Below are 12,240 nucleotides of genomic sequence, written 5' to 3'. Positions count from 1 at the left end.
TGAAATCGCTACAATACCCTTTATGAGTACAAGTAAAACGGTCAAAACCTCTAAGGACACTGGGGAAGTTGCTAAAACAGCAATCCAGGTGGTGGAGCGCATGATGAATTTACTTGATGCCCTAGCCGTCCATGAAGAATCGAGCAGTCTGAAGAACCTAGCCGAAGAAACAGGTCTTCACCCCTCTACCGCTCATCGAATTCTGAATGATATGGTTGCCTGCAGATTGGTTGAGCGTGGTGATGGCGGCACTTATCGCCTTGGACTCAAGCTCTTGGAGTTGGGTAACCTGGTTAAGGCCCGTCTCTCAGTTCGTGAAGCTGCTCAAGTACCTATGCGCACCCTGCATAAACTCACTGGTGAAACAGTCAATTTATCCGTACGCCAAGGTGATGAGATTGTTTATATTGATCGTGCCTACAGCGAACGTTCTGGAATGCAAGTCGTGCGCGCAATCGGTGGACGCGCCCCCTTGCATCTCACCTCAGTGGGTAAATTATTTTTAGCGAGTGATGATGCCAATCAAGTTCGTGCCTATGTGACTCGCACAGGCCTCTCAGGACATACTCGCAACAGCATTACCGATTTGGCTAAGCTAGAGTCTGAGCTCAATCATGTTCGTAGAGTTGGCAATGCACGAGATGATGAGGAATTAGAGTTGGGCGTGAGCTGCATTGCTGCAGCCATCTTGGATGACACTGGAAAATTAGTTGCAGGTCTGTCTTTAAGCGCCCCTACCGACCGCATTCAGGCAGATTGGTTGCGTTCACTGCAGGACACTGCCCTGCAAATCTCTAAAGGAATGGGCTACAAACCCAAGTCTGCTGAGCCAGGCACTGCAGCCTAGCTCGCTCACATTACATTAAGCGACGAATCGGCTGCGCACCAGAAGGCATGCGCTCATACCAATCACGTACCCGCACCGCATCAGCAAAACGCGATTGTGTTCCAACTGAATCAAGGAACACTAGCAATAGTGGTGTGTTATTCACTCGGGCCTGCATCACCAAGCATTTACCTGCGGCATTGATAAAGCCAGTCTTTTGCAAGCCAATATCCATATCACCCGAGCGCACTAAACGATTCGTATTCAAGAATTTTTGTGGGCGCTTAGCAATGACCATTGTTAAATCTGGCCAAGTAGAAAACTCTCGTATCAATTTGTATTGATAAGCAGCATTGAGCATTCGAGTTAAGTCTTCAGCGCTCGCCACGTTCTCACTGAGCAAACCAGTAGGATCAGCAAAGTGCGAGTGATCCATATTCAACTCTTTTGCTTTACGATTCATAGCATCGACAAAAGCTGGGATACCCCCTGGGTAATTTCTACCTAAGGTATAGGCAGCACGGTTTTCAGAGGACATCAAGGCAAGATGTAAAGCGTCTTCCCTGCTTAATGCGGTACCGCCTGCTAAACGAGAGTGCTTGTATATATGCACGTCCTCTTCATTGATGATGATGGTTTCATTTAAGGGTAATTTGGAATCGAGCACTACCATCGCGGTCATTAACTTCGTGATGGATGCGATTGGCAAACTTACCGTAGGATTTTTTTCAAAGTAGACCTCTTTGGTATCTTGATTAACCACCATTGCAACACTAGACTGCAAACTCAGATCATCGTGTTGTCCACGCAAACCTAACGCGGTGGCAAGCGACGGAGGTCCTGCAACTACAGGCCCAGCAGAACGGGTAACGGTAACGCGAACCGTCTTTGGTTTTTTGGGAGACTTGACGACCACTTTAGTGGTTTTGGTTTGTTTGTCCTTATCCTTGCTAGCGGCAATTGCCGGCGCAATATTGAATGCACCACAGGCAAAAACCAAGGCTACGGCAAAGAGCCAAAAACGATTCAAACGCATCCCTAAAGACCTTCCAAAACTTTCAACATACGGAATGATAATTAATTTCCCAAGGCAAAACTGATTTCTGAGCCCCATCTTGGTTAAATCATTCCCCTCACTCCACACCTACTCCGCAATGGTGGCAACGGCATTATTCTGACGGGCATTGACCAGCACTACACCAGTCATCGTCAAACACAGACCCAATGCCATCAAGAGTGTAAATGGCTCATCAAATAAGAGCCACGCCATTACAGCTGTGGTTGGCGGAGTCAAGTACAGCAAACTGGTTACTTTAGTGGCGGCCCCTTTACGGATCATCATGAATAACAGGCTGATGGAACCAATCGACAAGGGGAAGATCGCCCATAACAAGGCAGTCACCACTGGTACATTCCAAACCATGACACCGGTTTCAAAGAAATACATACAGAGGAAACACAGTATTGCTGAAATACCGAACTGAATAGAAGAGCCTGCGCGCAGATCAAAGACTGGGCAATATTTTTTTTGATACAGCGTACCAAAGGTAATGGATAGTAAAGCGATAAATGCAAGAATGTAACTTACCAAAGGGATATGGTTAAAGCCAATCTTCTCGGCAACTACCAAGGCAACTCCAGCAAAGCCAAAGCACAAGCCAATCCACTGACGCGAGCTTACCTTCTCAGAGATCCATGCAGCAAACCAGGCGGTCAAGATTGGCTGTAAGCCAACAATGATGGCCACTAATCCTGCGGTCATGCCCAATCTGACCGCAAACCACACTCCAAGTAAGTAGCCAAACTGTAAGAGCATGCCAGCCACAGCAATATGCTTGGTTTGGGACCAGCTAGGCCAAGAAATGCGCCAAACTAGACTTAGGGCTACCATTGCAGCAATTACCCCTGCAAAGCGCCAGAATAGAAAGGTAGCCGGCTCTACATAAGGCATAGCCAAACGCGCAATCACAAACCCAGTACTCCAAATCAACACAAAGATGGGCGCAATCACGTTGTCTAAACTAAGCTTCATTGGTAACTAGCTGAAATTATTGAGATTTTTAATGTAATCCATCATTTTAGGCTCTTTTTACAGATGCTCCTCCATGCCGGAAAGCCCAATAGCCATTATTTATGGTGCGTTGCAATATAATGATTCATAAATCATTGATTGACGCAAAGGGCTAGCGAGATCATAGTGAACTCAGCGAACCCACAGAAAGGGATTGAGATGAATTTAACGCCAGAACAAATCGCCGCAGCACAAAAAGCAAATCTAGAGACCTTGAGTGGTCTGACTAGTCAAGCACTCCAAAGCATTGAAAAATTAGTCGAGCTGAACTTGGCAATTGCTAAGCAAAGCTTGAGTGAGAGCGTTAACAACGCCAAAAAAGCTTTAGAAGTAAAAGATATTCAACAGCTCCTCGCTCATCAAGCAGAGACTGTTCAGCCAATTGCTGAAAAAATTATTTCCTATAGCCGTCATTTGTATGAGTTAGCTCATGAGACTCAAGACAGCTTCACTAAGTCTGCAGAAAAAGAGTTTGCTGCTGGCCAGAAGAAAATGAATGCATTAGTGGAAGAGTGGACTAAGAATGCTCCAGCTGGCTCTGATGCTGCCGTTCAAGCACTCAAACAGGCGATCGCATCTGCAAACAATGTTTTTGAAACTAGTCAAAAGGCAGTCAAGCATGCAGTTGAAGTTGCGCAAACCAATATCAACACCGCAGCTGATACAGTATCAAAGACAGCTAGTGCTGCCAGCAAAGCATCTAAGAAAAAATAATTACAAGACCTCTCTTGTAATGCAAAGCCCCGATCTCTCGGGGCTTTTGCTTTTGCAGTCCTTTTGAAATTAAAGTCTTTAGGACTTCTTCTTGACTGGTGGCAAGTCTGTGCAATGGCCATGAGCTGACTCAGCAGCTAGACCAACTGACTCGCCTAGGGTTGGATGCGGATGAATAGTTTTACCGATATCAACTGCATCAGCACCCATCTCAATAGCAAGACAAACTTCGCCAATTAGATCGCCAGCATGAGTGCCGACGATACCGCCACCAATGATGCGATGGGTTTTAGCATCAAAAATGAGTTTGGTAAAACCTTCATCACGGCCGTTGGCAATCGCACGACCACTTGCCGCCCACGGGAACAAACCTTTTTCGTATGCAATGCCTTGAGCTTTGCACTGCTCTTCAGTGAGGCCAGCCCAAGCTACCTCAGGATCTGTATAGGCAACGGATGGAATCTGCTTGGCATCAAAGTATGACTTCTCACCAGCTGCTGCTTCAGCTGCTACATGACCCTCATGCACTGCTTTATGAGCCAACATCGGTTGACCAACCAAGTCACCAATCGCAAAAATGTTCGGTACATTAGTACGCATCTGCTTATCTACCAGAATAAAGCCACGCTCATCAACTTGAACACCGGCTTTATCGGCGGCAATCTTTTTACCGTTTGGTGTGCGACCGACTGCTACCAATACCAGGTCATAGGTTTGTGGTTCTGTTGGTGCATTTTCACCTTCAAAGCTCACTTGAATGCCATCAGGCTTCACCTCTGCTTTAGCGGCGCGGGTCTTGAGCATAATCTTCTCAAAGCGTCCGGCATTGAACTTCTCCCAGACTTTCTCTAAATCACGATCCGCTCCAGCCATGAGACCATCCATCATTTCGGCAATATCAATGCGTGATCCCAGAGTGCTGTATACAGTCGCCATCTCTAAACCGATAATGCCGCCACCAATCACAAGCATTCTCTTTGGAATGCTCTTGAGCAACAAAGCGCCAGTACTATCCACAATGCGAGGATCTTCGGGCAAGAAAGGCAGCTTCACTGGCTGACTACCAGCCGCAATGATGGCTTTCTGAAAACGTACTACTTCTTTTTGACCGGTTAAGTCTTGGCCATCACCACTGGTGAGCTCAACCTCGACATGATTTGCATCCAAGAAGCGTCCAAGGCCACGCACCACTTTTACTTTACGTGCCTTAGCCATGCCCGCTAAACCACCAGTCAATTTGGCTATGACAGACTCTTTATAACCACGCAATTGATCAATCTCAATCTTCGGTGCACCAAAGGTAATGCCATGCTTAGCCATGGTCTTGACTTCATCCATGACTGCAGTAGTGTGTAGCAATGCTTTGGATGGAATACAACCCACGTTTAAGCAAACGCCACCTAAAGTGGCATAACGCTCCACCAAAATGGTGTTCATGCCTAAGTCAGCACTACGAAATGCCGCGCTATAACCACCAGGGCCTGCACCAAGAACTAATACTTCACACTCGTGATCAACCTTGCCACTGTACTGCCCTGCTTTTGGAGCAGGAGCCATGGCAACTGGTGCTGCGGCAACGGCTGGAGCTGGAGCAGAGGCAGGTTTTGCTGCGGGCGCTGCTGCGCTAGCTTCAATTTCAGCAATGACTGTTCCCTTGCTGACTTTATCGCCTAACTTTACCGAGATAGAAGTGATAGTTCCAGCCGCATCTGCAGGAACTTCCATTGTTGCTTTATCTGACTCAAGAACGAGCAATGGCTGCTCTTTCTCAATCGTATCACCCACTTTTAACAATACTTCAATGACGGGTACATCTGAATAGTCGCCAATATCCGGAACAAGGATCGTTTGCTTAGCCATAGACCCTCCTTACAGAGAAGCGCGACGGAAGTCGGCTAAGAGTTGAGCGATATACACATTAAAGCGTGTCGCTAAAGCACCATCAATTACGCGGTGATCCGCAGAAAGTGACAATGGGCAAATCAGACGTGGCACAAATTGTTTGCCATCCCATACTGGCTTCATTGCTGCTTTGCTAACACCTAAAATAGCGACTTCAGGAGCGTTCACAATTGGTGAGAAATAAGTGCCACCAATACCGCCCAATGAAGAAATCGTGAAACTAGCGCCCTGCATTTGATCAGGCTTTAATTTGCCATCACGAGCCAGTGCAGCTAATTCAGAAGTTTCTTTGGCGAGCTCGAAGATGCCTTTCTGATCAGCATCTTTAATAACTGGTACTACCAAACCAGTTGGAGTATCGGCAGCAAAGCCGATATTGAAATACTTCTTGAGAATCAAATCATCGCCATCAAGAGAACTGTTGAACTCTGGATATTTCTTAAGCGCAGCTACCGCAGCCTTCATTAAGAACGCGAGCATAGTGATCTTCACGCCCCTCTTCTCGTTCTCTTTATTAGTGAGGACGCGGAAAGCCTCGAGGTCAGTGATATCTGCATCTTCGTGATAGGTCACAGCAGGAATCATTACCCAGTTGCGACCCAGATTGGCGGCTGTGAGCTTCTTAATGCGATTAAGAGGTTGACGCTCAATCTCACCAAATTTTGTGAAATCCACTTTAGGCCATGGAATCAAATTGAGACCGCCTAAACTGCCGCCACTTGAAGCTGCGGCAGGAATACCTGCGCCACTACTCATGGCTGCTTTTACGAATGCTTGTACGTCTTCTTGGGTAATACGACCCTTAGGGCCCGAGCCTTTGACTTGCGTAATCGTAACGCCAAGTTCACGGGCAAATTTACGCACTGATGGGCTGGCGTGACTTAAGGTCGCATCAACTGCTGGCGCAGGAGTGCCGTTCACTGGAGGAGGAGCTGGTGCTCTAGCAATTGGAGGCTCAACTGCCTTAGTAGCTGCTGGAGCCGATGGCGCCGATGCAACTACTGGAGCAGGGGCTGCTGCTGGACCAGAACCACCTTCCAAGATCACTACGACTGATCCTTCAGAAAGATTGTCACCAACTTTGACTTTGACTTCCTTCACCACACCAGAGTGTGAGGAAGGAACATCCATTGTGGCTTTATCAGATTCCAGCACAACGATAGATTGCTCTTTCTCGATCTTGTCGCCTGCTTTAACAAGAACCTCAATGACTGGCACATCTTTATAGTCACCAATGTCTGGTACTTTAATTTCAATAGTTTGACTCATGAATTAATCTCGCTTTAAACCGTCATTGGATTTGGTTTAGTAGTGTCGATGCCATACTTCTGAATAGCATCGGCCAATTTCTGACGATCAAGCTGACCTGCGTCAACCAAAGATCTCAATGCAGTAATCACTACCCAGCGACGATCTACCTCAAAGAAGTCACGAAGTTTTTCACGAGTATCAGAGCGACCGAAACCATCGGTACCTAAAACTTCATAACGACGGCCCATATGCTGAATTGCTGGACGAATCTGTTCTGCAAACATGCGCACATAGTCCGTGGCCGCAACGATTGGACCAGCAGTGTCTTTCAAGCACTTCTCCACATGAGAAAGCATTGGCGCTAGGGTTGGGTTGAGTAAGTTGGCGCGGTGCACTGCATTCCAATCACGACCCAATTCGGTAAAGCTTGGGCAACCCCATAAATCAGAAGCGATACCCCAATCTTTTTGCAACATCTCAGCCGCTTCAATGACTTCACGGAAGATCGTGCCTGAGCCTAAGAGCTGAACACGTAACTTGGCATTGTTATCGCCAACAGACTTGAGCTTGTACATGCCCTTGATGATGTCTTTATCTGCACCCTTTGGCATTGCTGGATGAGCGTAGTTCTCATTCATCAAGGTCACGTAGTAATACACGTCCTCTTGAACTTCGAGCATACGGCGCATACCGTCCTGAATGACTACTGCTAATTCAAATGCGAAGGTCGGGTCATAACTAATACAGTTTGGTACTGCAGCACTCCACAGATGGCTGTGGCCATCTTCGTGCTGTAGGCCTTCTCCGTTCAAAGTCGTTCTACCTGCAGTGCCGCCGAGCAAGAAACCACGGCTACGCATATCCCCAGCTGCCCACGCTAAGTCGCCAATACGCTGGAAACCAAACATCGAGTAGAAAATGTAGAACGGCAACATGGGTACGCCATGAGTAGAGTATGAAGTTGCAGCGGCGATCCAGTCGCACATGCCGCCCGCTTCATTAATACCCTCTTGCAAGATCTGACCAGTCTTGTCTTCTTTGTAGAACATCAATTGATCATGGTCTTCTGGTGTGTAAAGCTGTCCCAACTGATTCCAAATACCCAGTTGACGGAACATGCCTTCCATGCCGAAGGTACGGGACTCATCTGGCACGATGGGTACTACGCGCTTACCGATAGTCTTATCACGTACTACGGTATTGAGCAGACGAACAAAGGCCATCGTAGTAGAAATCTCACGACCTTCAGTGGTTGCCTCTAGCAATGGTGCAAATGCATCTAATGCTGGTACTGGCAAGCTCTCTGCCTTAGCACGGCGTTGTGGCAAGTAACCGCCCAACTCCTGGCGACGCGCTTTCATGTACTCAAGTTCTGGACTACCTTCTGCAAATTTCACCAAAGGCATTTCTTCGAGCTGCTCGTCCTTCACTGGAATCTCAAAACGATCACGGAAACGGCGCACGTCGTCGTCATTCATTTTCTTCGCTTGGTGAGCAATATTCATCGCCTCACCAGAACCACCCATACCGTAACCCTTAATGGTGTGAGCCAAAATGACAGTTGGTTGATCCTTGTGATTTACTGCTGCATGAAATGCTGCATAGACCTTATGTGGATCATGGCCACCGCGGTTTAACTGCCAAATCTCTTCGTCACTCCAGTCGCTCACCAACGCTTTGAGTTCTGGTGTATTGAATACGATCTCGCGAACATAAGCGCCGTTCTTCGCTTTCATGGTTTGATATTGACCGTCAACGATCTCGCCGAGACGCTGCATCAAGATGCCCTTCTTATCGCGAGCAAACAATGCATCCCACTGACCGCCCCACACAACCTTAATGACGTTCCAGCCAGCGCCGCGGAATTCGCTTTCAAGTTCTTGAATGATTTTGCCGTTGCCGCGGACTGGACCGTCTAAGCGTTGCAAGTTACAGTTGATTACAAAGATTAAGTTATCTAACTTCTCGCGCCCAGCCATACCGATGGCACCAAGTGATTCTGGCTCGTCAGTTTCACCATCGCCCAAGAAAGCCCAAACCTTGCGACCCTGCTCTTGAATAAAGCCACGGTCTCTTAAGTACTTCATAAAGCGCGCTTGGTAAATCGCCATGATTGGGCCAAGACCCATCGATACTGTTGGGAACTGCCAGAAGTCCGGCATTAACCAAGGGTGTGGATAGCTAGAAATACCTTTACCGCCAACCTCTTGACGGAAGTTGTCTAACTGGTCATCTGTTAAGCGACCCAACATATATGCACGCGCATATACACCTGGAGCTGAGTGGCCTTGTACAAATATCAAGTCACCACCATGCTCTGGAGATGGGGCATGCCAGAAGTGGTTGTAACCAACGTCATACAAAGTTGCCGCAGACTGGAAAGAAGAAATGTGTCCACCGACGTTGGTATCTTTATTTGCGCGAAGCACCATGGCCATCGCGTTCCAACGAGTGTACGAACGAATACGATGCTCTACGTTTTGATCGCCCGGCAAACGTGCTTGGTTCTCCACTGGAATCGTATTGATATAAGGAGTCTCTGCATGGAAGGGTTGATCTACCCCATTTACACGTGCATGAGAAATTTGCTGATCAATTAAATAAGCCGCACGCTGTGGACCTTCATTGTGAATAACGCCATCTAGGGCCTGCAGCCATTCTTGTGTTTCACCAGGATCAGCATCCTGTAGATTTTGCTTACCTAAAACTTGATCTGGAACCGCAGCCATAACTTGTCTCCAATAGTTATTCAGTACATCAATATGAGTCATTCACTCTATAGGCAACATTCTAGGAAGGTATATGGGTGTAAACAAGCAATTTTCCACATAATGATAATATTTCTCATAATGTGGGATTATATTGCGATGCATATAGAATCAGCTCTTAAGGTCCAAAAATGAGATTTTCAGGGTCTGATAAGGCAAAATGGCCTTAATCTTATGAAATCCTCGGCTTTATCCAAGTTAATTCTCAACCCCCTTAAATGGCTCCGAAAAATACGGGGCTTTAAGCTCGTGTACACGCCTTTATTGGCAATCGTGCTCTTTACGGCAGTCATGGGCGTTATTTTGGGGACCCTACACCTCCAAGAAAAGGGGCAACAAGAAGCCGCTCTTTTTAGAGAGCTCTCTTTTGCAAAACAACGCATTCAGTTGCGCTTTGCCAATAATGCAGATTCTCTCAATACGATTAACCGCGAAATTGCTGCAAGTAATGATGATGCAAAACTAAAACAACTAGTCCGAGAACAAGCAGATGATTTAGTTTTAAATAATCATGAAATTATCAAAATCATTTGGCTCAATTCCGATAGCTCAAAACAATGGACGGCCCCTGTTAGCAACTCTAAAACAGATTGGATTAGCAAAACACAAAACGATCAAAAAGTGAATGAAGGTCTAACTAAGGCCATTGAATTGAGTCATGCAACCAGTAGAACTGCCTTTAGTCAATTCATCTCGCTGAACATTCCCGATGAAGAATCGCTTTCCAAAGACAGAAGGACTGTTTTTTGGCAGGTAGCTCCAAATATTGTTGGAGGTCAAGAAATAGGCTATTTGGCTGCTCTGTATACCACCCAAGGCATTCTAGATATCATCCCCGGCGAGTTAAAGGCGCACTATCGCTTCACTCTCCTGACCGATAACGAGCGCGTGCTCTCTATTTCCTCTGATCGAGATACACCCAAAAGGGCTTTTAGTAATCAGACGAGTTTGGACATTGGGGTTTTGAGTCCAAACATGGTCTTACGCATTGATACCTATCCGCCCCCCACGAATCTGACTTTCAGAATGTTGATCGGCGTTGTGATCGGACTATCCGCTTTCGTAGTCTGGAGTTTATGGTCAGTCTTAAAGCAGATGCAAGTACGGCAAGAAGCGGAAGCAAATCTAAGCACTGAAACGAGCTTTCGTAATGCCATGGAGAACTCCACACCGGTAGGCATCCGTGCTCACGATATGGAAAAGCGTATTACCTATGTGAATCGAGCCTTTTGTGAGATGACTGGGTGGTCGGCAAAAGAATTGGTTGGGCTCATGCCACCCTTCCCTTTTTGGCCAGATAGCCGTAAGGACGAATTGGTTGAAAAAATGAATCGCGCACTTGTTGGCAGGGATTCAAAAAAGGGGATTGAAGGCGCCGTCATGAAACGGGATGGCACTCTAATCCAAACCCGTACATTTATTGCGCCACTGATTAATGAAAAGGGTAAACAAACTGGTTGGGTCACTTCCTTAATTGACATCTCTGAGCCTAAAAAGATTCGAGAAGAATTAGCCATCTCTCAAGAGCGCTTTACAACCGTACTTGAAGGACTTGATGCAGCTGTGTCCGTGGTTTCCCTAGAGACCGATGAGTTGTTGTTTGCGAATCGCTTCTATCGCGAAAATTTTGGTAGTGATTCTAAGGGGCACTTCCAGCTAGCACATCAGGACAATAAGATTGAGACTTTGCACAATATTGCACAGGATCTTCAAGATTACATTCGCGATGGTATCCCCACTTCATATTTATACCAAGAGTCTGAACCTGAAGAAATCCAATTGAGTGACGGCAGCAATAAATGGTATGAGGTACGACGTCGCTTTATCCCTTGGATTGATGGTCATCTAGCTCAACTATTAATTGCAACTGACATTACCGCTCGTAAGGATGCTGACGAATTATCACGTCAACAGGAAGAGCGGATGCAATTTACTAGCCGTTTGACGACGATGGGTGAAATGGCCTCTTCACTAGCGCATGAATTAAACCAACCGCTCTCCGCAATCTCGAACTACTGCATGGGTGTTGCAAAACGTTTAGAGGGTAATTTGGATCCAGCACTGACTAAAGATATCTTGCCCGCTCTAGAGAAAGCCTCTGAACAAGCGCATCGTGCAGGCACCATCATTCAGCGGATTCGTGGTTTTGTGAAACGCAGCGAGCCTCAGCGTAAGTCCACCGCTATTTCTGAAATTATTAATGATGCCGTTGGACTCGTGGAGATTGAGGCGCATCGCCACCGCCTCACTATTAATGCCAACATCGCCGAGAACCTGCCAGAGGTTGATATCGACCCTGTCTTGATTCTGCAAGTCTTAGTCAATCTCCTCAAAAACGGTCTTGACAGTATGCGGGAGGCTTTTCCACTTTCGTCTCGATGGTCTGCCCCCCCAGTGAATATTAGCGCTGACCTTGATACCAGCATCTTCCCAGCCATGCTCCGCATTCAGGTAAGTGATGGCGGGTCTGGCATCCCAGAAGCCGTCTTAGAACGCATGTTTGAGCCGTTTTTCAGCACCAAATCCGATGGAATGGGTATGGGGCTCAATATTTGCCGTTCCATTATTGAATCCCATCAGGGACGCCTGTGGGCGGTCAATCGGATGGACTCAGAACATACCAAGCTAGTTGGTTGCACCTTTACAATACTTCTACCCCTAGTTTCTCCTGAAGTTACGGGAAATGTATAACAGCATCATTAATTGAA

The 12,240-nt window shown here is 46.8% G+C and carries 8 protein-coding genes; 3 read left to right on the top strand and 5 right to left on the bottom strand.

Annotated elements, in window-relative coordinates:
* The first annotated feature begins 22 nt into the window (after positions 1-22).
* The gene (locus ICV38_RS03960) at positions 23-847 is read left to right on the top strand and encodes an IclR family transcriptional regulator (protein ID WP_215382442.1); all 825 of its coding nucleotides are present in this window, start codon (positions 23-25) and stop codon (positions 845-847) included.
* Between the two features lie 10 nt (positions 848-857).
* Here the strand turns inward: ICV38_RS03960 and ICV38_RS03955 are convergent, their stop codons facing one another.
* Both ICV38_RS03955 and ICV38_RS03950 read right to left on the bottom strand, forming a co-directional pair.
* Positions 858-1,862 carry a serine hydrolase gene (locus ICV38_RS03955; RefSeq protein ID WP_215382441.1) on the bottom strand — a complete coding sequence of 335 codons (1,005 nt, stop codon included), beginning with the start codon at positions 1,860-1,862 and terminating at the stop codon, positions 858-860.
* 108 nt (positions 1,863-1,970) lie between these two features.
* Positions 1,971-2,858 (bottom strand): DMT family transporter, encoded by an 888-nt coding sequence (locus ICV38_RS03950; RefSeq protein WP_215382440.1) that lies wholly within the window; start codon positions 2,856-2,858, stop codon positions 1,971-1,973.
* Positions 2,859-3,056: 198 nt separating this feature from the next.
* On the opposite strand from ICV38_RS03950, the gene ICV38_RS03945 reads away from it, so the two are divergent.
* The gene (locus ICV38_RS03945) at positions 3,057-3,611 is read left to right on the top strand and encodes a phasin family protein (protein WP_215382439.1); all 555 of its coding nucleotides are present in this window, start codon (positions 3,057-3,059) and stop codon (positions 3,609-3,611) included.
* A 78-nt stretch (positions 3,612-3,689) separates the two neighbouring features.
* Here ICV38_RS03945 and lpdA read toward each other — a convergent pair whose 3' ends face one another.
* From lpdA to aceE, 3 genes are read right to left on the bottom strand one after another with little or no spacing between them, the layout of a single operon-like run.
* Complete coding sequence (gene lpdA / locus ICV38_RS03940; protein WP_215382438.1) at positions 3,690-5,471, bottom strand: dihydrolipoyl dehydrogenase; 1,782 nt, start codon at positions 5,469-5,471, stop codon at positions 3,690-3,692.
* 9 nt (positions 5,472-5,480) lie between these two features.
* Positions 5,481-6,782: a dihydrolipoyllysine-residue acetyltransferase gene (gene aceF / locus ICV38_RS03935; RefSeq protein WP_215382437.1), complete on the bottom strand. Its 1,302-nt coding sequence runs from the start codon at positions 6,780-6,782 to the stop codon at positions 5,481-5,483.
* A 14-nt stretch (positions 6,783-6,796) separates the two neighbouring features.
* Positions 6,797-9,493: a pyruvate dehydrogenase (acetyl-transferring), homodimeric type gene (gene aceE / locus ICV38_RS03930; protein WP_215382730.1), complete on the bottom strand. Its 2,697-nt coding sequence runs from the start codon at positions 9,491-9,493 to the stop codon at positions 6,797-6,799.
* 288 nt (positions 9,494-9,781) lie between these two features.
* Between aceE and ICV38_RS03925 the strand changes: the two genes are divergently transcribed.
* On the top strand, positions 9,782-12,223 hold the full coding sequence (locus ICV38_RS03925; RefSeq protein WP_251368229.1) for a PAS domain-containing sensor histidine kinase: 2,442 nt from the start codon (positions 9,782-9,784) through the stop codon (positions 12,221-12,223).
* Positions 12,224-12,240 lie beyond the last annotated feature (17 nt).

This window comes from Polynucleobacter sp. MG-6-Vaara-E2 (genome assembly GCF_018687695.1).
Taxonomy (GTDB): domain Bacteria; phylum Pseudomonadota; class Gammaproteobacteria; order Burkholderiales; family Burkholderiaceae; genus Polynucleobacter.
The sequence above is the reverse complement of the archived record's forward strand: the minus strand, read 5'-3'. Positions and strand labels throughout refer to the sequence as shown.

Excerpts from the sequence above, each read along its gene's own strand:
- ICV38_RS03960 (WP_215382442.1), top strand. The coding sequence starts at position 23 with ATGAGTACAAGTAAAACGGTCAAAACCTCTAAGGACACTGGGGAAGTT.
- ICV38_RS03955 (WP_215382441.1), bottom strand. The coding sequence starts at position 1,862 with ATGCGTTTGAATCGTTTTTGGCTCTTTGCCGTAGCCTTGGTTTTTGCC.
- ICV38_RS03950 (WP_215382440.1), bottom strand. The coding sequence starts at position 2,858 with ATGAAGCTTAGTTTAGACAACGTGATTGCGCCCATCTTTGTGTTGATT.
- ICV38_RS03945 (WP_215382439.1), top strand. The coding sequence starts at position 3,057 with ATGAATTTAACGCCAGAACAAATCGCCGCAGCACAAAAAGCAAATCTA.
- lpdA (WP_215382438.1), bottom strand. The coding sequence starts at position 5,471 with ATGGCTAAGCAAACGATCCTTGTTCCGGATATTGGCGACTATTCAGAT.
- aceF (WP_215382437.1), bottom strand. The coding sequence starts at position 6,782 with ATGAGTCAAACTATTGAAATTAAAGTACCAGACATTGGTGACTATAAA.
- aceE (WP_215382730.1), bottom strand. The coding sequence starts at position 9,493 with ATGGCTGCGGTTCCAGATCAAGTTTTAGGTAAGCAAAATCTACAGGAT.